This window comes from Fluviirhizobium alvei (assembly GCF_030551875.1).
Classification (GTDB): domain Bacteria; phylum Pseudomonadota; class Alphaproteobacteria; order Rhizobiales; family Rhizobiaceae; genus Rhizobium_E; species Rhizobium_E alvei.
In genome coordinates this window covers 116560-138865 of record NZ_JAUOZU010000013.1, presented here as the reverse complement: position 1 = coordinate 138865, position 22306 = coordinate 116560, and the positions used below count along the sequence as shown (strand labels likewise).

Annotated in this window: 24 protein-coding genes, 1 tRNA gene and 1 pseudogene; 11 read left to right on the top strand and 15 right to left on the bottom strand. The window is 56.8% G+C overall.

What is annotated here, in order from left to right; translation table 11 throughout:
* Nucleotides 1-7 precede the first annotated feature (7 nt).
* The 9 genes and pseudogenes from Q4481_RS17735 to Q4481_RS17695 all read left to right on the top strand — a co-directional run bounded on the left by Q4481_RS17735 (nt 8) and on the right by Q4481_RS17695 (nt 5266).
* Nucleotides 8-280 carry a hypothetical protein gene (locus tag Q4481_RS17735; protein WP_304377737.1) on the top strand — a complete coding sequence of 91 codons (273 nt, stop codon included), beginning with the start codon at nt 8-10 and terminating at the stop codon, nt 278-280.
* Complete coding sequence (locus Q4481_RS17730) at nt 277-441, top strand: hypothetical protein (protein ID WP_304377736.1); 165 nt, start codon at nt 277-279, stop codon at nt 439-441. The genes Q4481_RS17735 and Q4481_RS17730 overlap by 4 nt, the downstream gene beginning before the upstream one ends.
* Nucleotides 434-1957 carry a hypothetical protein gene (locus tag Q4481_RS17725; protein ID WP_304377735.1) on the top strand — a complete coding sequence of 508 codons (1524 nt, stop codon included), beginning with the start codon at nt 434-436 and terminating at the stop codon, nt 1955-1957. The genes Q4481_RS17730 and Q4481_RS17725 overlap by 8 nt, the downstream gene beginning before the upstream one ends.
* A 61-nt stretch (nt 1958-2018) precedes the next feature.
* Nucleotides 2019-2819, top strand: coding sequence for a sulfotransferase family 2 domain-containing protein (locus Q4481_RS17720; RefSeq protein WP_304377734.1), 801 nt, complete (start codon nt 2019-2021; stop codon nt 2817-2819).
* A gap of 208 nt (nt 2820-3027) precedes the next feature.
* On the top strand, nt 3028-3357 hold the full coding sequence (locus tag Q4481_RS17715) for a hypothetical protein (protein WP_304377733.1): 330 nt from the start codon (nt 3028-3030) through the stop codon (nt 3355-3357).
* Nucleotides 3358-3460: 103 nt separating this feature from the next.
* Nucleotides 3461-4300 carry a peptidoglycan-binding protein gene (locus tag Q4481_RS17710; protein ID WP_304377732.1) on the top strand — a complete coding sequence of 280 codons (840 nt, stop codon included), beginning with the start codon at nt 3461-3463 and terminating at the stop codon, nt 4298-4300.
* 13 nt (nt 4301-4313) lie between these two features.
* Nucleotides 4314-4663: pseudogene (locus tag Q4481_RS17705) on the top strand (ubiquitination-like system serine protease family protein).
* 11 nt (nt 4664-4674) lie between these two features.
* Nucleotides 4675-4899 carry a hypothetical protein gene (locus tag Q4481_RS17700; protein ID WP_304377730.1) on the top strand — a complete coding sequence of 75 codons (225 nt, stop codon included), beginning with the start codon at nt 4675-4677 and terminating at the stop codon, nt 4897-4899.
* Nucleotides 4900-4909: 10 nt separating this feature from the next.
* Entirely contained in the window at nt 4910-5266 is a 357-nt protein-coding gene (locus Q4481_RS17695) for a hypothetical protein (RefSeq protein WP_304377729.1), read from the top strand.
* 51 nt (nt 5267-5317) lie between these two features.
* Here the strand turns inward: Q4481_RS17695 and Q4481_RS17690 are convergent, their stop codons facing one another.
* The 4 genes from Q4481_RS17690 to Q4481_RS17675 all read right to left on the bottom strand — a co-directional run bounded on the left by Q4481_RS17690 (nt 5318) and on the right by Q4481_RS17675 (nt 7601).
* Entirely contained in the window at nt 5318-5569 is a 252-nt protein-coding gene (locus Q4481_RS17690; RefSeq protein WP_304377728.1) for a hypothetical protein, read from the bottom strand.
* A gap of 348 nt (nt 5570-5917) precedes the next feature.
* The gene (locus Q4481_RS17685) at nt 5918-6739 is read right to left on the bottom strand and encodes an ATP-grasp domain-containing protein (RefSeq protein WP_304377727.1); all 822 of its coding nucleotides are present in this window, start codon (nt 6737-6739) and stop codon (nt 5918-5920) included.
* On the bottom strand, nt 6736-6933 hold the full coding sequence (locus tag Q4481_RS17680; RefSeq protein WP_304377726.1) for a hypothetical protein: 198 nt from the start codon (nt 6931-6933) through the stop codon (nt 6736-6738). Before Q4481_RS17680 ends, Q4481_RS17685 begins: the two co-directional genes overlap by 4 nt.
* Before the next feature lie 206 nt (nt 6934-7139).
* A complete protein-coding gene (locus tag Q4481_RS17675; RefSeq protein WP_304377725.1) occupies nt 7140-7601 on the bottom strand; it encodes a TspO/MBR family protein in 462 nt (153 codons plus the stop codon).
* A gap of 205 nt (nt 7602-7806) precedes the next feature.
* Between Q4481_RS17675 and Q4481_RS17670 the strand changes: the two genes are divergently transcribed.
* Both Q4481_RS17670 and Q4481_RS17665 read left to right on the top strand, forming a co-directional pair.
* A tRNA-Val gene (locus tag Q4481_RS17670) sits at nt 7807-7882 on the top strand.
* Between the two features lie 104 nt (nt 7883-7986).
* Nucleotides 7987-9720: a DUF6538 domain-containing protein gene (locus tag Q4481_RS17665; RefSeq protein WP_304377724.1), complete on the top strand. Its 1734-nt coding sequence runs from the start codon at nt 7987-7989 to the stop codon at nt 9718-9720.
* A gap of 22 nt (nt 9721-9742) precedes the next feature.
* Here the strand turns inward: Q4481_RS17665 and Q4481_RS17660 are convergent, their stop codons facing one another.
* From Q4481_RS17660 to Q4481_RS17610, 11 genes are all read right to left on the bottom strand, one after another.
* Nucleotides 9743-10159: a hypothetical protein gene (locus tag Q4481_RS17660; RefSeq protein WP_304377723.1), complete on the bottom strand. Its 417-nt coding sequence runs from the start codon at nt 10157-10159 to the stop codon at nt 9743-9745.
* A gap of 123 nt (nt 10160-10282) precedes the next feature.
* On the bottom strand, nt 10283-11158 hold the full coding sequence (locus Q4481_RS17655) for a hypothetical protein (protein ID WP_304377722.1): 876 nt from the start codon (nt 11156-11158) through the stop codon (nt 10283-10285).
* Nucleotides 11159-11938: 780 nt separating this feature from the next.
* A complete protein-coding gene (locus Q4481_RS17650) occupies nt 11939-12724 on the bottom strand; it encodes a hypothetical protein (RefSeq protein WP_304377721.1) in 786 nt (261 codons plus the stop codon).
* Nucleotides 12725-13040: 316 nt separating this feature from the next.
* Complete coding sequence (locus tag Q4481_RS17645; protein ID WP_304377720.1) at nt 13041-13697, bottom strand: recombinase family protein; 657 nt, start codon at nt 13695-13697, stop codon at nt 13041-13043.
* Nucleotides 13698-14476: 779 nt separating this feature from the next.
* Entirely contained in the window at nt 14477-14866 is a 390-nt protein-coding gene (locus Q4481_RS17640; protein ID WP_304377719.1) for a hypothetical protein, read from the bottom strand.
* Nucleotides 14867-15798: 932 nt separating this feature from the next.
* Nucleotides 15799-17085, bottom strand: coding sequence for a hypothetical protein (locus Q4481_RS17635; protein ID WP_304377718.1), 1287 nt, complete (start codon nt 17083-17085; stop codon nt 15799-15801).
* 3 nt (nt 17086-17088) lie between these two features.
* Nucleotides 17089-17709, bottom strand: a complete 621-nt coding sequence (locus tag Q4481_RS17630) for a hypothetical protein (protein ID WP_304377717.1) — start codon at nt 17707-17709, stop codon at nt 17089-17091.
* A gap of 194 nt (nt 17710-17903) precedes the next feature.
* Entirely contained in the window at nt 17904-18572 is a 669-nt protein-coding gene (locus Q4481_RS17625) for a hypothetical protein (protein WP_304377716.1), read from the bottom strand.
* 118 nt (nt 18573-18690) lie between these two features.
* Nucleotides 18691-19404: a hypothetical protein gene (locus Q4481_RS17620; RefSeq protein WP_304377715.1), complete on the bottom strand. Its 714-nt coding sequence runs from the start codon at nt 19402-19404 to the stop codon at nt 18691-18693.
* A 4-nt stretch (nt 19405-19408) separates the two neighbouring features.
* On the bottom strand, nt 19409-21808 hold the full coding sequence (locus Q4481_RS17615; RefSeq protein WP_304377714.1) for a phage nozzle protein: 2400 nt from the start codon (nt 21806-21808) through the stop codon (nt 19409-19411).
* Nucleotides 21801-22274 (bottom strand): hypothetical protein, encoded by a 474-nt coding sequence (locus Q4481_RS17610; RefSeq protein ID WP_304377713.1) that lies wholly within the window; start codon nt 22272-22274, stop codon nt 21801-21803. The genes Q4481_RS17615 and Q4481_RS17610 overlap by 8 nt, the downstream gene beginning before the upstream one ends.
* Nucleotides 22275-22306 lie beyond the last annotated feature (32 nt).

Here is a 22306-nt window from a genome sequence, read left to right as displayed (position 1 = left end):
GTGGACCATGGCCGCTAACGTGACATGCATTACCTGTGAGCCTGGTGTGTGGACCCTGCTTGCCGAAAATGTCTCTTCGATCGCCTTCGAATGGCGCTCGGAAACGGCGGTGGGGAAATGGGTGATCGGGCAGGGGGATGCGCCCGAACCCACAACGCAGGACTACAAGACCATTCGGCCCAAGAGCCCGCAGAGCCTCAACGATCTTTCGGTGTCCGACAAGATCTGGGCCATGCCGGAAGGATCGATCGCTCAGAAAATGGAGGTGATCACGCCATGAGGACCGGCAATACGGGCGAGCGCTTTGCGCTGCGCGGCCGGGCGCCGCTTGCGGCTAGCCTGAAGGATGTGAGCGCTGTGCCGGTGGTGCGGCTGACGCTTGCTGGTTTCACGCTGGTTCTGGATGGCAAGGTTGTGGTATTGGAGCGTAGTGATGACTGATATATCCGACATTCCACAGTTTTCGCTCGATGCGCCGGGGCCTTTGCAGGATCAGATGGCGACGGCCTTACGTGCGGCCCTACGGCTCGAGGACCTGGCCAGTTCGACCAATGGCAGCGCAGGATCTTTGGGAATTGATGATCTTGGTACGCCGGCGCTCTTGAAGATCAGAACGATCAATATTGTTCACGAGGGTGCCAGCGGTGATGAGGCGGAGGACGCCACCCCATTCATCGCCTCCGCAATCGCGAAAATCAGAGCGCTTGGTGGTGGTGCTCTGCTCATCCCGCGCGGCACGTTTTCGACCGACAGCTTCGACTATGGATACCTGGCCGGCGGGTCCGGAAAACTCGTTGTCGAAGGTGATGGTGTTGCATCGCTACTAAAGAAGCGGGTCAATGACGGGGCGACATTCTTCAAGATTGGGCGCAGCAGTGGATCGAATACGTTTCAGGGTTCTGTAATGCTCCGCGACTTTGCCCTGTCAGGTATTGATGGCGGCAGTGAGCGCGTCATGGATCTCTGGGGTCTAACGAATTCTATCCTGCAGGGCGTCCGCTGCAGATATGGTGCATCAGCCATTGTTTTGAACAACTGCGTGACCAACACGCTCATCGGATGCATTGGTGCAAATGCGGTAAATGGCCTTACGCTTATCAAGCACGTATTTGAAGATAGCACATACTCAGATCCAAACCTGAACACGGTTGTCGGGGGCGCGTATAAAGATTGCAGTGGCTGGGGCATCAAGGTTCTGAACGGCACTCAGACTGTTCTGGAAGGCACCCAGATTGAAAACAACGGCACCGTTGGGGACATGAACACCGGTGGCATCCTTGTTGATTCAAATGCCGGATATCTTTCAGGTGTTTATCGTCTTGGACGGGCGATTTCCATGCGCGGCGGATGGTTCGAAAGTTGCAAAGGTCGCGCGGCACTTGTCCTCAAGGCTGGATCCTCGCTGCTGGAAGGTGTTCACTTTCCAAACAACGCCGAAGCGACGCGTGAGATTTATAACGACGGCGGGAAGTACGTTATCCTTGAGTGTACCATGGCACTTGGCCGCACTGCCGGTAATATCGAAGATACGGCGAATGCGAAGGCAGGCAGCCTGATCATCGGCGGCGAGATTGCCACCCTAATCGGAAGCATCGATACATCAAAAACTTCATTTTTCGAAATTAACGCCGGAACAAATGAAGCTCCAAACCGCATTACTCTGATCAGAGGAATGGGGTCTATTCTTTCAAAAGATGGAAAGGAACTTGCTAGAGTTAAGGGAGTCGATAATTCACCTAGTGGTACGGTCATCAACTTTGGAGTGACTTTCAAAAGCGCCCCAGAAATAACGCTTCAGGAGCGTGGTGCCGATAACTCTCGCATATTCCAAGCTAGGGTGTCATCTCCCACCACTACCGGCTTCACAATCAACAAACTTTCCTTGACGAGCGGATCTTCAACGATCTCGACAACGAGCGATACCGTTCAGTGGGAAGCAATCGGCGAGCTCGCATAGTCTTTCTTGCGCCAGCGCTGGGCTATTGCTAATGAGCAATATCTCATCGCGGAGCATTTAAATGGCGAGAATCACCGAGAACTTTGTGTTTGTGCATGTCCCCAAGGCCGGCGGAACATCGATCACTGAAACGCTGTTCGAACTGGTGGACGAAAGCCAGTGGTACCCGCGAGAGAAACTTTTTGGGTATCCGCTATTTCGCGAAGTTCCGCCGGCAGATGAGCCGAATTTGTACATTTCCCATTTCGGTTATAACTTCTTCCGCGGCTCCGGTGGCAACTGCATGACGGTTCTACGCGATCCTGTCGAGCGCATCCTGTCTCTCTATTCGTACTGGAAAAATCCGGGTGGCCGCATGGCGCCTGGTGATCCGATCCCACCTGATATGACGCTTGAGCAGTTCATCGAAAGTGATAGACCAGATATTCGGATGAACATCGACAATGCGCAGACGTGGCAGCTTGCTTTTTCTCTCGATGTCGCCACGCGCGAGCGCCTTGCTGGAATCTATCCCGTTGAACTTCTGAGCATCGCCCAAGCCAATGTGAAATCCTGTGTTGTGGCTGGTGTGATCGAACGGCCTTGGCAGTTTCTCCTTCAGCTTGCCGATTTTTTCGGGAAGCAGGTGCCGGACTTCAAACTTATCAATGCAAACCGGTCCGTGGAGCGCGTTTCTGCGACAGAGGTCGATGGGGCGACGATCGAAAAGATCAAGACCATGACTTGGATTGACCAAAAGCTCTATGACTATACGGCTGCATTGTCACAAAAGCGGGCAGCGAATATCGAACAGATCAATACGTTGAAATCCAGGACAGAAGAGTTGCGCCGGACGATGGAGCCTGATTACCTCGCGTTATAAATTTCATGTTCAGCCAATGATATTTACCTAATTCGATCATGCTTCGTCCCGCGCACCTCGCACGGGCGGGTGAATGTGCCCGCCCAGATGCCGGCTCTCACATCGGAAATATGTTACCATTTCTTGTCACAGACCTTCCAACCGTTAACCAACGGTTAACCATGAACTGTCAGAAATTGCAGTGCTTTACATGTGAAGGATGCTGACGATGGTTGCTTTTGCGATTGAGAAGAAAGTGGTTTCCGCAGGTTCGAAGATCACGAGCGGCCAGCATGATTTTTCATCGCTATCGGCGCAGACACAGCTTTATGCGATGGAGTATTTCGACCAGTCTGGCACCACTCGCATTGTTGTCATCAAGACGGTGATCCCGCTTTCTTCCGACAAGTTCGCAATGATGTCGTTTCGCGGCAAGGTGCTCACTCTGTTCAAGAGCCAGATCCTGGGCTGGGAACCGGTGCTGGTGCTGGATGAAGACCCTTACCCGGCAGGCTGGTGGGAAGCGCCGGTTGCGGGTGAAAATGAAGTTCTGAACTGAACTTCCTGCGCGGCCTGGATCATCCGGGCGTTAACGAGCCGACAGCATTGACCAAATCACCCGCCTTTTGGCGGGTTTTTTCGTACCATCGAAAGGAAACATCATGGACATCAAGAGCGTCCAGCAGAGGCTGCTGGCGATTGGATATCGATTGCCGAAATTCGGCGCTGACGGCTTCATGGGAGCGGAAACGGCTGCCGTGCTTTCTCAATACCAACGGGCGCACGGCTTGCCTGTGACGGGCCAGCCTGATGCGCTGACGCTTGCGGACCTGTTTCCGCCTGCCGAGGCGCACAAGATGGACCGGGGCGTGTTCTATGCTGCCGTTCGCTCATCACTCTTCGCCGGCAAGCTGACGCAATACCAGGTCGAAGGGTTCGAGGTGCTTCTGAATGCGCTCGAGGCCGACCGCGACGATGGCACGCCGCTTTCCCTCGACCACGCCGCCTATATGCTGGCGACCGCCTACCACGAAACCGCCTATACGATGCACCCGGTGCGGGAAACCCTGGCATCATCGGACGATGAGGCGATCCGCATCCTTGATCTTGCCTTCGCGCGTGGGCGCCTGCCCTGGGTGCGCAAGCCCTATTGGCGCAAGGATGCGGACGGGAAGTCCTGGCTTGGCCGTGGCTATGTGCAGCTGACGCACAAGGCGAACTACCAGAAGGCGGCGGAAAAGACCGGCATTGATTTTGTCGGCGATCCTTCGCTCGCCATGGTGCCGGAACATGCCGCCGTGATCCTGATCAGGGGCATGGACGAGGGCTGGTTCACCGGACGAACGCTCGACGACTATCTCGATGGCGTGGACGAGAGCGATGCTGTCGATCTCGCGGAGTATCGCGCGTCACGCCCCATCATCAACGGAACCGACAAGGCGGCGGCGATTGCTGGCTACGCCCTGAAATTCGAGGCTGCGCTGAAAGCGGCCGGTTTTTGAGAAAGGAACGGACATGGGCGCTCTCTCGGCAAAGCTCCGCGGTGCGACGAACGGCGGCATTTTGTTCTGGTGTCCCGGCTGTGATGGCGCGCATAAGTCATGGTCGGTGAAGGGTCAGGCCCGCGCTGGGGCTATAACGGTGATCCTGACAAGCCGACGTTCACACCAAGCGTTCTGGTAACGGGAAAAAAGATCACCCGCGACCAGTCTGGAAAATGGGATGGGGACTGGGAGCGAGACGCTTCCGGAAATGCCATCACCTTTGTCTGCCACTCATTTGTCACGGATGGGCGCATCCAATTCCTCAACGACTGCACTCACGACATGGCGGGGCAGACCGTCGATCTCCCCGATTTTGATTGAAAGGAAGAACCATGGAAAAAAGCTGGTATCAGAGCCGCACGATCTGGGGCGGCATCATCACGGCGGGGCTTTCGGCCTCGGGCATCGCGCTCAATTTCGACCCGGCAACGGGCGATTTTTCCGGCAACATCTATCAGATCTGGCAACAGGCATGCACGCTGCTGGCCGGCCTGTTGGTGATGTATGGCCGGACGCAGGCAAGCGCGCCGATCAGATCCACCCGCCGCAAGAAATAGCGGGGCCGGGATGGAAGAGGGGCATCAATATGCGCTGATCCTCGATCGGCTCGGACGGATCGAAACGAGGATGGACGCCGACAAGGCCGACGCCAGCGAAAGCCGGCGCCGGGTGCATGAGAAACTGGAGCAACAGGGGTTGACGCTTGTGGCGCTCGACCACCGGATGGCGGCGGTGGAAAAGAGCGTGGACAGCGCGGCACCGACGCTTTCGGAATTTGCCCAGCGAAAGGCGCAGGCACAGGGGGCGGGAATGCTCGGGCGTGCTTTGTGGTATATCGGAGGCTGGCTGCTTGGCGGCGCGGCCGGCATCTACGCCTTGCGCGACCAGATCTATGCCTGGTGGCATTGGGTGACGATGCGATAGGTTGACAGTTTAGAGCGAGGGCAACCGGTGGCGCGAATGCCGCCGGTTTTTTTATGGCTCTATCGGCTGTTGCGGCGGCGAAATGGTGATGCTGATCTTGCGACCGCCGCACGCGCTGCATTTGAGCTTCGGCGTGAGACCGGCGGACAGTGCCGGGTGATCGCGGCCAAGCCGTTCGGCCAATGCTGGCAAATCCAATTCCTTCGACCGTCCGCAGCCTTGCGCCTGGCAGTGGGCGTAGATGGCGTAACCTCGATCGATGAGGCTTCCCAGCGTATCCATGGTGATCGGATATTTCACCATATGCCAATCGCCTCGGCAATGCGCAGGGCGAGCCCGGCGATGGTGGCAAGCGTCAGAATGACGATGACGGCGAAGGTGATGCGGATATTCCCGAAGACACGATGAGCCATGTGATTGATGAATGGTGGCCAGAGCGCTTACTGTGACCTTGTAAGGTGAGGGCGGATCATAAAATCATATAACAAATTCAATGATAAGATAATGCTTTGGTGTGGGGGCTTTATCCATTGAATTCATTGAATAAAATGCTATTTATGCTTTTCCTGCAGGGGTCGCCACCCATTTATGCCTCGCCAGATTCCCCCGGATTCTCGCCACGATTTCTGGACTCGCCGCCCGGAGCCAGGGTCAGAGTGTGGTCAGCCGGGCATCGTTAGCGGCTGTGTATTTGCGATCGACGAAAGACGCCACGGACTCGAGGATAACGCCCGCGTCCGCACCGTAGAACCGCGCGGCGTTAAAACAATTGGCCTCGACTATTCCATATCGTTCGCCCGAGAGAGCTATATCAAGGCAAAACACATCCGCTGGCACCCAAAGCTCGGCTGCCTCGAATGCCAAGTCGATTGCTCGGTGAGGGACGTGAAGGTTCATGTTTCCAATGCCGTTGTAGCGATAGGAGGATGCCGCTACGACCTCTCCGCCGACGATAAATGTGCGCCATTCCGCGTCGACCTGTATCGGCCTTGCGATGATGATCTGCGTGCGATCGTTGATGCGACCCTTTGAGATTGCCGGGTCGAGAGCCGCCGTCAGTGTCTTCCGGTCATAGGGGCCGCCGTCGAACGCCTTGCTGTCCTCGTCGGGGCGAACGAAGGCGCATTCAGAAGCAATTCGCGCCATGGCTTCCGGCAGGTTAGCGACGAGAGCATCGGCGCTCAGCATCCGGTCCCCCCAGCCATCACGGAAGGCGGACCAACGGAAAGTCGCAGGATCGAAGAAGATTCCGGGCGAAAGGCGAGGATATTCCAAGGCGCGCGGCACGAAGGAGGGGCCGTAACACACCGTGGGGCGAGACAAATCCAGGGTTTCCGGCAAAGGAATGTCCGTTGAGTTGCCCTTGAGCGCTACAACGGCGACGTCATTGCCCTGATCGCGCAAGATCTGTTCGATCTCGCGGATGGAGGACAGGTGCGGGTGGTTGCCCTGGAGTAGCCATTGGACCGTCATCGTTGCCAGCGGAGCCTGCTTGCTTTGACGGTGGTCGAACCCATATGCGCGATGAACATGCTTCGCAAAGTCTCGCGGCGTCGCATTGCATTCATCCTGCCGATAAAGGTTTCATCATCGGCCAGAAACAGCCAGTCGACGAAGTCATCTGCGGAGACTGTTCCATGCTTGGGAATGAAATCAGTCACATGCATGAATTGGCCATCCTGCACGCTGCCGCAATAGCCATGACCGGCACAGACAGCGCGCACCAGCGATGCAAATCCGAGTTTTCCGAACATTGATTTGGCCCGCTCGCCGGGCCTCAAAACACGATGTACAGGCCTAAAAGGTCACGCGAAACAACCTTTGTCAACAGGCGCGCTCTTCAGTTGCGATCATCCGCATCACCGCCATCCGTTCAGTTGAGAATGGCAACCGCCAGGTTCAGGCTGCTAGCGAAGGTGAGCCAGAGCGCATAGGGGGCAAAGCAGGCAGTTGCGATCCGGTCCCGCGAGCGGATCATGAACAGAACGGTCGTGGCCAGGAGCGCAAGGATGATCACCAGCGCCGGCAGGATCAGCTGGGCGCCGAAGAAGACGGGCGTCCAGGCCCAGTTCAGCAGCATCTGCACGAGCCAAAGGCGGAAGGCGGGCGCGCTTGCGCCTTCGGTCACAAAGGTTCTCCAGCCGGCAACGGCAATAAGGATATAGACAATCGTCCAGACCGGGCCGAACACCCAGCCGGGCGGCGTGAAGAAGGGTTTGTTGAGGGCGAGATACCAGTCTCCCGGCCGGAAAACGAAGCCGATCGTGAAACCGACCGCCAGCACTACGAGCAGGAACAGGCCGAGATAAAGAAAATCGGATTTCAAACGGGTCATGGCAATATCCTCTTGAATTCGTGCTGCTTATACGGACCGAAATGGGGATTGGACCAGCGGGACGGGCTCTTTTGGTGCTCCGGCAGGGGCGAGGGTCGGCGCTCGATTGGGAAAAGGCAAGAAAATCAGGCAGGGGCGATTTTCCACCTTGCGCGACGGGCGCTTTCGAACTATCAGAACCGCACTCGGCGCCAAGCGCGCCTGAGGGCGATTAGCTCAGTTGGTAGAGCGCTTCGTTTACACCGAAGATGTCGGGAGTTCGAGTCTCTCATCGCCCACCAATTTCTTCCTGTAGCTTCATGAACATACTGGATTTGCTGGCTTTCCGCAAGACGGACTGCTACAGAAAGGTTCACGTATGGCGACCAGGCGAAGGAGATGGGTCATGACTGGCCCGTGGCCGCATCCTAACTCCGGGATGTTTTATTTCAGGAAGGTGACCCCAACCGACCTGTGGAATCAGCGCGAGAAACTCCTGGCGATGAAGCTGAAGGTGACTCACGAGGTTCAGCGCTCGCTCGGTACTCGGGACCCCAAGGCCGCTGCGCTGGCTTACAAGCGTGTCAGCCTTGAGGTCGAGGAGATGTGGGCAAGATGGCGGTCGCTTCTTAATGACGCCCCGCTGCGCCTAACCCACAAGGATATCCATGCGCTGGCCGGTCAGGACGCCCTTGCGTTCCTTCGCGCCAAGGAGGCCGATCCGGGGGAGCTTCGTATCTGGCAGGAGCTGGTCAAACATGAGATCGATGCCGAACTATCTAACTGCAAGCCTGGTCCAAGCATTGACAGACAGCGGCTCTTTGAGTTGGGGCAGTGGCTTATGCTCCTCCACCGCTTTGATGCCTTGGACACTATTCGGGGCCTCCTCGAACAGGAACCGAAAGGCACTCCATGCCACCGCGCCCTTGCGTCGCTATATCGGCAGACCGAAGACATCCTCAAGATTTGGGGCGTAGCGCGGGCGAATGAGCTTGTCCGCCAGATGGGTGTGCGGCTGGACGCTGAAACAATGGCTTCCTTGCGCCAACGCTGCGGGGAGCGACTATTGGACGCCCTTGGTAGTCTCAGGGTTCGCTGGGAGGAGGGCGACTACAGTGAGCCAGCCTGGGCTCAGCGTATTCCCCCATACGAAGGTCCCAGACCATCCTCGGAGAAGGCAGCCCCGCCGACTACCCTCAAGCTCACCCTTGAGGACATCGTGGACGAGGAGGAGAAGCGGGGACAGGACAAGACTGCCCTGATGGCCTCTCGGCGCGGCAAGGCCATAGCGACCATCAAGAAGTACCGCCGAATAGTGCTTGAGTTCTCTCGCTTCAGGAAGAGCGAACTGGCGAGCACCGTAACAGTTTCGGAGGTCATGCGCTGGATGGAGGCCCTTCACAAAGGCGGAGCCTCACGGACCACGGTGAGGGATAAAGCGAACACCATAAGAGCTGTCACTCACTGGGGACAACGCCAGACAAGCGGACAGCTTTTCCCCTCTGGCCTCCCTCTGGAGGAGCTTGCCGTCCCGGATCGCGAGGATGTGGACAGTCGGTCCCGCACATACAGCCTTGAACAGGCGGCTACGATCCTCAAGGCATCGCGGCAGGAGGTGCTCGCGGAGAGACGCTGGGTCCCGTGGCTGCTGGCCTACTCGGGGATGAGGGTGGGGGAGGCAGCCCAACTCACCAAGGAGGACTTCGAGGAGATCGAGGGGCATTGGTTCGCTCATGTCCGCTCGGACGGGGACCGCACCACAAAGACCCACAAGTCTCGCAAGGTTCCGCTCCACAGTGCCGTGGTCCAAGAGGGGCTCCTGGAATTCGTCAAGTCGTCGGCATCTGGTCCGCTGTTTCCGAGACGCACCCAGGCGAACCTTTATGAGTGGATCACAGAGACAGTCTTTGCCGGTGTTGCCAATCTTCCTCCCGCCAGCCATGCTTTTCGCCATCTCTTTGAGGACCTTTGCCGACGCTACAGGGTGGACGCCGAGGCTGCTCATTACATCTCGGGGAGGGCGTTCGGTAGGGAGCATGCGGAACTGGCGTCCAGCTCGGCGCGGGGATACGGCGGGTCAGACGTGATGTTGAAGGGCTACGCTGAGGAGCTGGAGAAGATTGTCCAGATCAAGGTTTGATCCGAACCCTCCTCCGTCCTATTCATAGCTCAAGAAGGGTGTCCTTGTTTATAAGAACCGCCTCGACATCGTGCAATGATACGATTTGAGCGCCAACCTTGATGGCTACTATCTCGTCGCCTGCCCACATTGTGAGGTAGCCACCGGGAGCATTGACCTTCAGCTCAAGGACATCAAAGCCTTCCCCACCATCATAGCTGAAAGAGGACGACGTGTTCGCCACGAGGGTGTCATTCCCGCTGTCCCCGAACACCTTGTCTTTGCCGCTGTAGGTGAAAATGAAGTCGTCTCCGGCCCCACCATGGTAGATGTCCGCAGTCGGACGGTCGGGCCTCTTCCCGATGTCGCCCAGCCAATCATCACCTCGGCCCGCAAACACTTCGACGGGCTTGAGGCTGTACAGTACGTCCGAACGCTTGGTCCCGTATAGCGTGAACACCTCATTCCTCCATGATCCGCGATGCACATTCCTGCTGGCGATGCCTTGAGCTGCTGGGAGCTTCTTAACCCGATGATCAGGGCCATATGTGCACGACTCTAGCGGTGATTGGCGATTAAACCTTTACTCGCGTATTGTTTTTCCTTGGGAATCGAATTTCCACCCCTGAGGAGGGGAGCCAAACTCAACTCCCATGTCGATATTATCCAAATTAATAGCCATCGCCTGCATCGCATAGAAAAGCGGTACCAGGTCATAAGCATCTGCGCGTATTTTTCCTTCAGGGGGCAGCTCGTCATAGAGCGCTATCAGTTCCTCAAGCGCCTGGTAGACTCTCTTAAATCCATAGGGGTCGTGCGACTCATAGGGGCTTAACTCTGAAGGAAACTCGATCCCGTTTGTTGTATATGTCCTCGACACAGCTAGCCCGAGGTGCTGTACGAGGCTTTGGTCGGCAAACTTCCCCGCAAGGTCCACTAAGTTTCCAATGTCTCTCGTTTGGCCATACCGGTCGCGGTGCCTAAATACCTCCCTGCTTGTTTTCAAACGCCCTGCTAGACGGAGAACGAAGGCATCAAACCTCCGAATGAGTTCGGCGGATTTCCGCTCTTGTTCTGCCAACTGTAGCAGACCGGTCTGCGCCGTGATTTGCAGCGCCTGGTCTTGAAGCGCAAGACGGGATTCCGAAGCCTCAGTCCGAGTAAGGCGCAGCTCTTCTCTTTGTAGCTTAAGCTCTTTCGACTGGATGAATACCGTGAAAATTAGAAATACAAAGGCCGGAGGCGCGAATGCACCCGCAAGGAAGTCTCCCAGGTCCATTGGCGTCCTGCATGCAAGAAACCTTTCCAAGAACCCTGGGTATGTAAGGCTGTCGCAGTGCCGGAGCTGTGGAATAACCAGCGCAAACACAATTAGAAACCAGAGAGCGACCAAAGACCATGCGATGATCCAGCTTCGATCAAACCGCTTGGCTGTGTTTGAGGCGACCTCCTTCGACATATTTCCTCCAGCCTAGTCCAGACATAACACATCACTCTATTCTCTGGTGGCAGTGTTTCTGCGTCAACTGAAAATTGTGGGACTCATCAAGGCACTTCCGCGGGATCCTGACCCTAAGCCCCGTCACAGGGCACCGCTTGATCTCGTGCGCCTACAGCCGCCCTTGCTTGTCCCACTCGATGCCGAGCCTGATGGGCGGGAGGTGAGCGAATTGTTCTGCCGTAGAGAGGCTGGATGGTGGATGGGGAGGAGGAAGGGCATCCACATCAATCAGTGGTTCGGCCCAGCGCAAGGCCCGCCCTAGTACTCTAAGAATCGCGCTTTGCTAACTCCTGTCGCTTGCCTTCCCAGGCCACCAGCGCCTTCTCGGCCATCATCGGGTGGGCCAATATGCGGTAGACTGTTTGTCTGGTCAGGCCCTATTAGCGGGCACCACGCCGTTGAGCGTAATCTCGTGCTAGACCCCGCCAGTAGGCTCCGCAGGGTAGGTACGTTAGCTCGCCCTTGACTGAGGATGACATCTGTATTTCACCTTTTCGCCATCTCTTTGAGGGCCTTTGCCGCCGCTTCAGGGTGGACGCCGAGGCTGCTCATTACATCTCGGGGAGGGCGTCCGGTAGGGAGCATGCGGAACTAGCGGCCAGCTCGGCGCGTGGATACCGCAGGTCGGACGTGATGTTGAAGGGCTGCGCTGAGGAGCTGGAGAAGATTATGCCGATAGGAGAGTGTTCAAAGTATTATTTCCACTGTCGTGCTGATTTATAGTTTTAAACAGTGTCTCTAAGACACAGGTATTCTTTCTGCTCCGATTGGAATATCGGATATCATGCCAATTGACAGTAATAATCTTAATCCAAGATATGTAATTCTTCGTTTTCCTTTTGGGCGGCCACTTGATTCGAATATGGGAAGTAATTGTGGTGAGACCTTTGTGTGGTCACTTGTGAATCTTTCGGTTTTTTGTAGTTGATTTGCAAAGAATAAAAGACCGACTCGCTCAAGTTTTGCGGAGCTGGCCTCTATGCTTTGAGACAGTTCCAAACGCTCCTTCGCATTTTTGATTGCCTTTGGCTTATTGTTGTCTTTGTTTTGATTATCGGATGGCGGCTTTGGTCCTATTTGAATAACGGATGATTGATAAAATTTATATAGTAATGCGGTTTCCTCGTCACTCAGCTCGCAATAAATGGATAGCAATCTCCGGCGCCAGTATCCCTCTTCGCTCATCCCTTTCAGGCCTGATTCAACGCAAGCTACAATTTTTTCAAGTCGGTCGGGCGAGGTTGCTCTTGCGGCGGCATAAGCTCCATCCTCTATCAAAGCAATACTCTCCGGGTCATTCTTGATAAACTCCTTGATGTGGTGCTCCATTACTTCAACTCGATTGTCAAGCATGCCTAGATACTTCGCCAGACGGTCAACTCGTTGATTGGGAACAAGTTGAGTAATTATCTCACCTATTACACCACCAAGAACTGGTACGAATCCCGCTCCCCCTCGGCCAGCCGCTACGGTATAGTCAATCCAGTTATTGCTGATATTCAGGCGTTCATTGGTTTCTGACATCAGCAGCGTTGCCTAGGTTGCGCAGCCACATCGCGATGCGACGTAGTGCCCGAGAAGTTTACAGTTGTCGCAATATACTACAGCATTTTGCTGTGCCAGTCACCCTGCGGCCTGCCGAGTGATCCTGACCCTAAGTCCCGTCGCAGGGCACCGCTTGATCTCGTGGACCCATAGTCTCCCCTCCTTGTCCCATTGCATGCCACGCTTGATGGGCGGGAGGAGATCCCATTGTTCTGCCGTCGAGAGGCCGGATGGTGGGTGGAGAGGAGGAGTGGGCGGTCCATCAATTGCCTCTACCAGCCCCATGAGCAGCTTCTTAAGCCTCGACCACATTGCGGCCCTCCTTGCTGGCTTCCGCCTCCCGTAGACGCTTTGCTAGCCGACTGAGAGTTGACATCGAGCATCCCGTTGCAGCCGCTATGCTACGCCAGCTTTGGCCGCCTGCAAGGAGTTTCATGATGGCCGCGTTCCGCTCCTCATCCTCTGGCCTGCCTTTATAGTCGCCCCGTGCCTTGGCGCTCTCGATGCCCTGAGCTTGCCGCCGCCGCCGATCCTCGTAGTCTTTCCGCGCAATGGCCGCCAACATGTCCAGCATCATGCCGTTGATGGCCTCTAGGATGCGCGATTGCACATCATCCCGCTCCGCCGTCGCGAGCATCCAGGAGGTGGGCAGGTCTAGGGCAACCACGCGGACTTGCTTCGCCTTGATCTCGGCCTTGAGGCGCTCCCAGTCGTCGGCATTAAGTCGGCTGAGGCGGTCCACCTGTTCGACCAAGAGGATGTCTCCAGGTTCGGAGTCGGTGAGGAGGCGGAACAGTTCGGGCCGCTGGAGTGAGGCACCGCTTTCGTTCTCCGCGTAATAGCCCGCGACCCTAAGTCCTCGCTCTTGGGCAAACTTGGCGAGGTCGGATCGGGCACGGCTCGCGTCCTGCTCTTTGGTACTGGCTCGAAGGTATGCTCGCAGTAGAGTCATGGCATTCAAAGCTCCTTTGCTTCGTTTTAGGTGCTTCGTTATGTCATGCTTCGCTATGGGTGGTCAATGGCATTTTTCGAAGCGCTACTGTAGCGGCCCCACCACGCTTCGCTTCATGCATACCTTATCGAAGCGCATACTGGGTGGAATTCGCGGGTATGCTGCGCGGCCAGTTGGTCCGGTGTCTTCCGTCCCGTTGCCTCAAGGTATTCTGCCAATATCCACCCGTTTTGTTTAGTATATCATTGGGCAACTCCACAATATTCGGAATGTGGTAGTGATTTAGTGTTGATTAGATGAATGTGCGGAATGTGGTAACTATTTATCAATGCCACATTATTCTATTTGTGTAAAGTGGATATGCTTTTGATATATCGATAAAATTTCGATCAACATTGACTTTGTGTCTCGAATACAATAAGGATTGTTCATCGCAGGTTGGCGATTGGTCAAAAGGTTGAAAGGAAGTTCGCAATGTTTACTTGGTCTGAAAAAGTCCTGGCTGCACTCGGTTTCAAGGACGCCTATCTGGAAATGAATTGGAGCAAGTTTTCGTTTTGGCGCGTGGATCGCTGGGAGGAAGGCGGGTGCCGCTTTGTTGACCTCGGGCCGGTCCATCTAGTCTATCAAGCCTAAGTCCGCCCACAGAACTAATCGCAAGAGGCCGCCACGCAAGGCGGCCTTTTTGTTTGTGCGGGTAGCGGGTGCTGTGAAGCCAACGCGAAAACGCCCCACGCGGCAACGTGGGGCGCTTGATGATAGGGGGTGGAGCGAATTCCCTAAGCCGCGTCCGCGACCGTGAACAAGTCCGCAAGCCGCGAATGGAAGTCCGCCAAGGCGCAAGCCCCTTTGAACCTACGAACGGCGCGACCAATAAGGATGAACAAGAGGTCATCGCGGGCTTTGCCTGGCATGGTCAAAGCCTCAAGCGGCAGGCATGAAGTTTTGCCGCCACCGTGCCATAAGGCCCAATCCCCCAATATCCCCGCTTTGGGTCGAATTTCCATCGGAGCCAATTCAGCAAGGATGACCGCAAGCGCTGGCTTTAGAATGAGACTGGCATTATCGATCATGAGCGCGACCATGCCGTCATCCGCTTCTGACGCCTTTTCCACATAGCGTGGCATTCTGCAAGCCAAGGCCATTTCGACCGAGATGCTGTTTGACATTGGATAAATCCCAGATTGCACAAAGCACCTTCGCATAAAGAGGGGCTACAGGTCAATATTAAATAAAAACAATGAGATAGTGTGCATTTCCACAATGTGTATAAAGTGGGGCAATGTGTAATCCTGCACCAATACGCAACCTGCAATGTGCGCAATGTGGAAGCGACCGTAAAGCCACCCGGTGTGGAGTGTGGCAGTATCGAAATGACCCCACCCCAGAGGGGGGAAAGCTCCTCGTCGCGTTGTCACGTTCTAGATGTCGCGTGAGTGACCCCTTGTAGGGCTCCGGGGCGGCTTCGCCTTCGGATGAGACACCATTCATCTTCATCGCAGCCGCGAGTAGCTGCCTCAAGTCCGACCCGATATCCGAACCACCCGTATCGTGATGTCCAACTGTCTGCTCCCCTGCTGTCGGGTAGTGCTCAGGGAGTCCTCTCTCAGCCCTACCGCAAGTCCATCCACCAAGCCCGACCAGAAGCCCACCTGAGGTCTGACCCGATGTCCTCCCCAATGTCCACGCAAAGCTAACCCCGAGCCTACTTGATGCCTGCCGCGCTGCGCTGGAGACACCAAGCAGCTCGTGATGGGGGCCGCAGGGTTAGGAGCGTGAGGTTAGGGTGAGGAGCGGGACCGTGTGGATACGCTGCTGGGGAAGCCGCAGGGTCGGACAGTAGGAATGCCGTTGGGGAGGGGCATTGGGTGGGGACATTGGGTGGGGACATGAGGTCTTGTGGTGAGGATGGTTGGCTTGCTTCAGTCGGCTCAGCCTCCTCTTCATCTTGATCAATCAGTCCGGCACCATGTCAGTCACTTTGAGCACTAAGGCATGCTGAGACAGCATTAGAACCGCAGAGGTCTACCTCTTATGCGGATGAGGAGATGATGGTGACCAATACCTAAAGGGGGAACTAGGGGGCCTTAGTAACTACAACTTATTGTCCCTTGATGCTCACAGGAAGTTCCACTCCTAGTAGTTTCTTGGAGCGCTGCCGCATGATCGCCGCCACATCTTCCGCCTGGCTTCGCGGTGCTAGGACAGCATCATGGAGTGGCAAGCCGACCAGCCCTCGCTCCCTGAGGCGCATCAGGACGGAGACCAACAAGGTTGACTCCAGGAACATAAGTTCCAGCCCCAAGTCCTTCCCGAAGGCACCCCGCAGCCGTGGGTGCTTGTCCTCCATGGCCCTGACCAGACGCTCAGCACTCCATGATGCACCGAGCAATTCCCTGAGGTCAGCATTTAGGGTCTTCATTGGCGTCGCTCGGGAGAGGAGGGAGAGGAGAGCAAGCTTGGCGGCGTCTCGGCTCAGGCCGTCGATCTCGTAAGGGTCCACCTCAGGCAGGGGCAGGCCGAGGAGGCAGTAAGCAAGGTTCGGATAGGCAGACTTGAAGTCCACCTCCGCGATCTCTTCCCCACCGATTGTTATGTCCCGCCTTTCCGCCTTCGAGCACCACAACCAAGGCCCGCCGCCGAATAACCGCCCTCCGAGCGTGAAGCTCTTAGGGTCGCCGCCATGACGCAGGATAAAGTTGCGCTTCAGGTGAATGGGCGGAAGGCTCTTCCCGCGCATCCTGATGTCCGCCGCATTGAGACCCTCGTTGATCGCCTCCATTTCCCTCCGCATCGATATGGTGATGTCGGTGTCCTGATAATCGATGAGGTCTTTCGGAGGCGGCTTGCCACCCAGGGGCTTGGCGTTTTCTCGGCGAGCGTACAGCCAGATTGACTCGTCGCCCTCCGCTCGTCCTAGGTCCGTGAGTTCCACCCCCGCCGCGTCGAGCATGTCTAGCAGCTCTGAGGTTGGCAGGACGGTGGTTGCCCTCCGCCTGTAGGCATACTCAAAGCGCTGGACCAAGCCGCTCCTCTCCATCTGCTGGAGCGTTTCCGAGAGCAGGCGCTTAGGGAAATCGCTGCGGTCATACCGTGTGGAGCCTGCCCGTATCGCTGTGGGAACCGCTAGCCTCGTGTCCGCGTCCTTGAGGGAGACCCGTGCCATCAACGCGAGGTTAGCCAGCACCGTTGAGACAGCCGTCTGTCGCCGCTGCATCGCGTCTGTCCTAGACCAACGAAGCCCCAGGCCGGACTCCAAGCGCCCCCCGATCTGGAGCGCCACGTCTGCCAGTGGTTTTCCATCGCGCGGCTCTAGGTATGGATCGAAGAAGAGCGCCGGAGTGGTGTCTGGCGACCATCGGCTGTCTGCTGTCAAATCCTCCTTCATCGGTCAGCCTCCTCGCGTGTGGACACGAGCATTAGCCTCATCCTCTTCTTTCCGCAGTGTCTTCCAGTAGTCAGAGCCTTCAAGCTCTGGGAGCCTGATCTTGCCCCAGACCCTCGGGAAGCTTAGGTCGAGGTCGGACGCAATGGATGCCTCTCTGGCCCGTTCCAGGCCGAACCGTGCGGCCCTCAGAGCCACCGCCTCAACGTTTTGGGGGTAGGCGGGTTCTGGTTTTACCTGCCGCCACCGCCTCGGGACAGACGCTATGGCCGACTTGAGGTCAACCACCCACTCATGGCCATCATACAGTTTCTGCTTCTTCTCATCCCGGACCCCGTTTCGGGCCACGATGGTAGCCAACAGCGGCATTCCCTTCGAGAGGATCACGATGTCTGTCTCGGGCGTGTCATAGAACTTGATGGCTTCCGCAAGTCCACCCATTCGGAACCAGTCCTGGGTAGGCGCAAGGCCGAACATCGTGAAGACGTGGTGGGGTCTGTCGTCATGATGCCTCGCAATGGCTACCCCTGCCGCCATAAGGAATGACCCCCGTGGGGCAATGAAAGCATTCTGCTCGGTCTCAACGTCGAGATAGACGCGGAGTTGGGACTTTGGGTTGGTCGTCATTGGGAGCCTCTGTGAAGGGAGGGATGATAGTGATTGGCTGCCGTCACTGATCGGATGTGACAAGAGTGCATTTCTATCATGATTGATATGCGAAATACGCATGGCTAAGGAGAGCGTTTTAGCAACGAAAATTGCGCTCTATATTCTATACCAAGCCTATTGTTCTGAGCGGTTGTTCTAAACCTCGCCTATTGTTAGATAGGAGGGGAATTCTCCACATCCTCTCGCCGCTCGCGGTTGGCATCCAGCAAAGCAAAGAGGTTATGGAGGTTCTCGACATAAGGCCCGACCATCGCCTTGTCTGGGAGGCCCTTCGAATTGTGAGCGAAGAACTCAGCGTTCGCTAGGAGCCTGTCCCTGTTCTTGCTGCCTCGACGGAACGCGCCAAAGTCACCGTGGAGCGGCACCATTCGGTTCGCGTAGACACCAAACTTCACCAGCAGGTAGGAGCCCTGCGAACGAAAGTACGGCCCCATCTGGTAGGAAGTCCCTTCAGATGCCTTGACAGCCTTCCTCATCGCATTGGACCCCGGAAGCGCGTCATTGTGCGAGCGGACGAAAACGTACCCGTTCAGGTCCTGGAACTGGTCAGCCTCCACTGCCGTCGCACACCGAGCGACCTCCATAATGATCGCGAACTCGGTGACACTGAGGCGACAATTCGTCCGCCGCTCGGTGTTCTCGGTCTCGGGGTTCGCCTGTCCAATGACAATCCCGAAGTGCGGCTCCCCGTTCTTGTCTTCGAGCCTAACCCACCGTCGAAGCCATCGCGGATGACTGATGTCTCTGCTGGGGAACGCCTCGGCGGCAAGGGTCTCAGGCGTGATGAGGGGCGAATGCTTAAACGAAATGGCGCGTCTCATGGTGTCGATCCATTGTGGCGATGGTGGATGATGGAGATGAACAGGGCGGCACAGCCCCCAAGGACAAGAACGAACTGTGCCGCCCATCCGAGCAGACCGTCATGGTCCGCACGGGAGCTTACTGACTGGAAGGTAGGCCGAGAGACTTGCGGAGCTGATCCCCCGCCGATGTCTGTCCCTTATTGTCGAGGTATTTGGCGGCGGCCTTGTACTTGTGCTGGAGCATGGCGGCCCCGATCTCTGGGTTCTCCATCTGGAGCCGCTTGAAGGCTACCGCACGGTACTTCTGGATGATGCCCTGGATGGCATTGAGACGGCTGCCGAGCTGGCTGGTCTCCCCGTCTGGCATGGCTTGGTAGTCCTCGGTCGAGATGAGCTTCTCCAGGCTTTCCTTGAGGCTCGGACCCTTGTCTTCAGGCTTTGCGGCCAGCTCCTGGTACCTGTCGTAGGCATTCTGGCCCGACTTCAGGGTGATCTCGCGGAGGTCCACGCCGTTGTGCGTTGGCTGTGGCATGGAGATGCCCTCGCTGGTCTCCAGCATGATGCGGTTGACCTCGGCTTCCACCGGGTCTTCCTTCATGGTGGTTGACACCCCGATCCTCCTCGCCACCGGCTCCCCGTAGATGTCACGACGCGGAGGCAGGCCCTGCGAGTACCCAGGGATATCCTTGAGCATCCTATCGAGGAGACTGCGGGCCTCCCTCAGGTATGGGCCCGTGTTGACGTAGCCACGCATGGCTGAAGACATCGGGACCATGGAGCCAAGGGTACTGCCGAGGAACTTCTCCATCTTGTTCTCAGGGTCGCTGAGGGCGTCGATGAGTTGGTTCATGGTGTTACCTCGTTGTGGGCTGGATGTGATAGGCTGCCTGCACCCACCTTGAGGGGTACGGACTGTCGTTGATGAGGGTGAGAGAGCACTCGTCTGCTCGCATCTGGACCGGGAAGTCATGCTCCCCGAAGTGCTTGGGCTGACGGTTGTTGATCTGCTCGGCGATGGTCTTGCGGCCATCATACCGTCCAGCTTCCAGGACCTCTCCACGGGTGTTCTTGATCTGGACCTTGTAGGTGGAGGTCTCCGCGTGTGAGACACGAAGCTTCTGGATCAGGATGTGGTCTGGAAGGGCCGTGCCATCACCACTCTGGAGGTAGAGCTGGCTGAGCCGCATGGACGCCGTGTTCTTGGACCCGAAGTAGAACTTGTGGTGTCCAGCGCGGCACTGGATTTGGACGGTGTTACCATCCACCCAGGTTACCTTGAGTGTGCGCCCACGGACCTCTCCGTCTGTCGGATCGTCGTTCTCGATGGCCACATAGTCGCCTCGCAGCTCGGATGAGACCGTATAGGGCAGGTCAAGGGTTGCCAGGTGGTTGGCATCGAAGGAGGCTCCAGTCTGGTCAACACGATGGTCGAGCCGGATGTCCCTGAACTCTGAGGTGGCCGGGTCGAGGGGGAAACGCTCGGTTACCAACTTGGAGCCTATCTGAATGAGGAGGTAGAGGTTACCGTCGTTTACCGCACCAGCAACCACCTTGTCGGCCCCACCAAACGTCCACTTGTTCCATGAGGACTGGATGCGGTTCTCACCCTGGTTGAACCACTTGTAGACAAAGATGGTCGTATCGTTGCTGGTGATGACCACGGTGGTCTTGGACGCATCGTTCGGGATGATCTGACGCAGGGTTCCACGGATGAAGCGCGGGCAGTGCTCATTGAGAGGCACCTCCCCAATCGGGGTTCCGTTGCGGTAGAGCACCTCGGTCAGCCGTGAGCCATCGCCCACCTTGGTCCCAAAGATGACGCTGGACATCCCAAAGGATGCTGGTCGGCACCTTCCGTCATAGTCGTAGTTCGTGGAAGGGATAACGTCAGCAGTCTCCTCGGTGAGGGCACTGTCACCACTATCAAGTCTGAGCTGGTTGCCATCACCCCAGAAGAACAGCTTTCCACTGGCCGCCACGGTGGACCTGATGACCGTCACCGTGCCTGACTGGATGTCGAACATGATGGGGTCGGTCGCTAGGCGGGTCTGGGCGGTATCAGGGAAGAAGCAGAAGGCGTTCCTCGCACGGGATAGCGCAAAGGCCCCCTCGGTGTTCAGGGACAGACGACCGGAGATGAAGTTGATGGAGCGGATACGCTTCCCCACGAAGTTCGGTGTCTTCGCCGAGTTCACCCCATCGCCGCTGATCCGCGTGTTCCAGACCCCGCGTTCCACCGAGAAGGCATTCTTGGCAACGTTCTTGAGGAGGTGCGGCATCGTGTCAGGGTCAAGCTTGTACTTGATGCCAGGCTTTACGACTTCCTCCCACGACCCCGTGGTCTCGGGACCATCGAACTTGACCCAGTAGTCGTCCCTCTGGTCGGACTTGGAGCCTCGGATGCCGACCACGAAGCCGTTCGGTGCCCGGATCGGGAGGTCTGAGAACTTGCCAATCCACTCGGAGAAGGCGATGAGTTGGGTGTCACCTTCACCGTCCTCGGAGTCCAGCTCCCAGGAAATGGAACTATCGGAACAGGAGATGACAACGTTTGAGCCTCGGGCCGCGAATGTGAACGCAGCGAGAGCAGGCGCTACTTCTGCCTTTTTGATGTTAAAAGCATCGGCAAACTCCCTGGCGAGGACATTGGTTTTGATATACGCGGCATTCCCAGCGTCCGAGTTGTCGGGTGTCGGGTAGGAGGCGATATAGGATGTCCCGTTGACCTTCAGGATGCACTTGTAGGTCGTGCTATAAGACCCAGACCTGAAGTAGAATATCCCCTTGTTAGGGCGGGCAGGTGAAAGGTCCGGTAGCATCTTCACCGTCTTCTGGCGGTTCACGATGAATGTCGTGTCGTCCACCGTCACGGCGTCGAATGCTGTCCTGGCTGGCCCAGTGTGCTTGAAGTAGGCCGACCTCTTCGAGAAACCACGCTTTGAACATAGGGTCCCGGTGATGAGGTTGATGATCAGCATCTCCCCATCCTCAACGAGTATCTTGTAGTGCTCCGTGGAGGAGCGCCTGATCTCGTGGACGAACGGGTCTGTGAAGTTGTAGGTGGTGGTCCCAAGCACCAGTCCACCCGGTCTGGCATGCACCCCGTTGAGCGGGGAGTTGATGCAGTTCTGCTGGGCCTCCATGAAGTGGCTCGGGCGATCCTGCGGGGACTGTTCCGAGACACCTCCGACTAGGCTGCTCAGAGTGTAGACCGGAGGTTTGCCGAACTGTTCCTGCTTGGGGACTTCAACCATGGTCCTGCCCCTTCCATGCCTGCCGAGCTGCCTCGTATTCTGCCGAGCAGGCAGTTATCAGCTCATTGAAATGACCCATTTGCTCACGGACTGCTCCCTCGGATACTCGACCCGCAATGGTGGCTTCGAGAGCATCTGCAAATTGGCGGATGGTTTCGGCCTCAGGTGGTGATGCGCCATAGCTGGCAAGTGTTTTCGGGCGGTAGTCTGTCTGGGTGGCGCGTCTGCGCAGCTCCATCGCGGCTCGCACGTCGGCACCGCAGAAAAGGCTTAATGCTGGGGTCTCGTGGTTCGCTATCAGGATGGTTAGGATGCGGCTATCTCGCCGCGTAGTGGAGGGGCGAAGCTCCAATTGAGCACCAACTTGGAGCAGGAACTCCAGTAGCTGCTGCTGGCTGGCGGACAAGGTGTGACCAGCTAGTGCCGGTGACGCTTTGTTCTTCCCGTTGTGCGGTGTTGTGGTCATGGTTTGGTCCTTGGTTGACGTTGGACATGGCT

Excerpts from the sequence above, each read along its gene's own strand:
- Q4481_RS17735 (WP_304377737.1), top strand. The coding sequence starts at position 8 with ATGGCCGCTAACGTGACATGCATTACCTGTGAGCCTGGTGTGTGGACC.
- Q4481_RS17690 (WP_304377728.1), bottom strand. The coding sequence starts at position 5,569 with ATGGTGAAATATCCGATCACCATGGATACGCTGGGAAGCCTCATCGAT.
- Q4481_RS17620 (WP_304377715.1), bottom strand. The coding sequence starts at position 19,404 with ATGAACCAACTCATCGACGCCCTCAGCGACCCTGAGAACAAGATGGAG.
- Q4481_RS17685 (WP_304377727.1), bottom strand. The coding sequence starts at position 6,739 with ATGACGGTCCAATGGCTACTCCAGGGCAACCACCCGCACCTGTCCTCC.
- Q4481_RS17615 (WP_304377714.1), bottom strand. The coding sequence starts at position 21,808 with ATGGTTGAAGTCCCCAAGCAGGAACAGTTCGGCAAACCTCCGGTCTAC.
- Q4481_RS17665 (WP_304377724.1), top strand. The coding sequence starts at position 7,987 with ATGACTGGCCCGTGGCCGCATCCTAACTCCGGGATGTTTTATTTCAGG.
- Q4481_RS17630 (WP_304377717.1), bottom strand. The coding sequence starts at position 17,709 with ATGACGACCAACCCAAAGTCCCAACTCCGCGTCTATCTCGACGTTGAG.
- Q4481_RS17655 (WP_304377722.1), bottom strand. The coding sequence starts at position 11,158 with ATGTCGAAGGAGGTCGCCTCAAACACAGCCAAGCGGTTTGATCGAAGC.
- Q4481_RS17635 (WP_304377718.1), bottom strand. The coding sequence starts at position 17,085 with ATGAAGGAGGATTTGACAGCAGACAGCCGATGGTCGCCAGACACCACT.
- Q4481_RS17675 (WP_304377725.1), bottom strand. The coding sequence starts at position 7,601 with ATGACCCGTTTGAAATCCGATTTTCTTTATCTCGGCCTGTTCCTGCTC.
- Q4481_RS17625 (WP_304377716.1), bottom strand. The coding sequence starts at position 18,572 with ATGAGACGCGCCATTTCGTTTAAGCATTCGCCCCTCATCACGCCTGAG.
- Q4481_RS17645 (WP_304377720.1), bottom strand. The coding sequence starts at position 13,697 with ATGACTCTACTGCGAGCATACCTTCGAGCCAGTACCAAAGAGCAGGAC.
- Q4481_RS17720 (WP_304377734.1), top strand. The coding sequence starts at position 2,019 with ATGGCGAGAATCACCGAGAACTTTGTGTTTGTGCATGTCCCCAAGGCC.
- Q4481_RS17610 (WP_304377713.1), bottom strand. The coding sequence starts at position 22,274 with ATGACCACAACACCGCACAACGGGAAGAACAAAGCGTCACCGGCACTA.
- Q4481_RS17695 (WP_304377729.1), top strand. The coding sequence starts at position 4,910 with ATGGAAGAGGGGCATCAATATGCGCTGATCCTCGATCGGCTCGGACGG.
- Q4481_RS17725 (WP_304377735.1), top strand. The coding sequence starts at position 434 with ATGACTGATATATCCGACATTCCACAGTTTTCGCTCGATGCGCCGGGG.
- Q4481_RS17730 (WP_304377736.1), top strand. The coding sequence starts at position 277 with ATGAGGACCGGCAATACGGGCGAGCGCTTTGCGCTGCGCGGCCGGGCG.
- Q4481_RS17640 (WP_304377719.1), bottom strand. The coding sequence starts at position 14,866 with ATGTCAAACAGCATCTCGGTCGAAATGGCCTTGGCTTGCAGAATGCCA.
- Q4481_RS17650 (WP_304377721.1), bottom strand. The coding sequence starts at position 12,724 with ATGTCAGAAACCAATGAACGCCTGAATATCAGCAATAACTGGATTGAC.
- Q4481_RS17710 (WP_304377732.1), top strand. The coding sequence starts at position 3,461 with ATGGACATCAAGAGCGTCCAGCAGAGGCTGCTGGCGATTGGATATCGA.
- Q4481_RS17700 (WP_304377730.1), top strand. The coding sequence starts at position 4,675 with ATGGAAAAAAGCTGGTATCAGAGCCGCACGATCTGGGGCGGCATCATC.
- Q4481_RS17715 (WP_304377733.1), top strand. The coding sequence starts at position 3,028 with ATGGTTGCTTTTGCGATTGAGAAGAAAGTGGTTTCCGCAGGTTCGAAG.
- Q4481_RS17680 (WP_304377726.1), bottom strand. The coding sequence starts at position 6,933 with ATGCATGTGACTGATTTCATTCCCAAGCATGGAACAGTCTCCGCAGAT.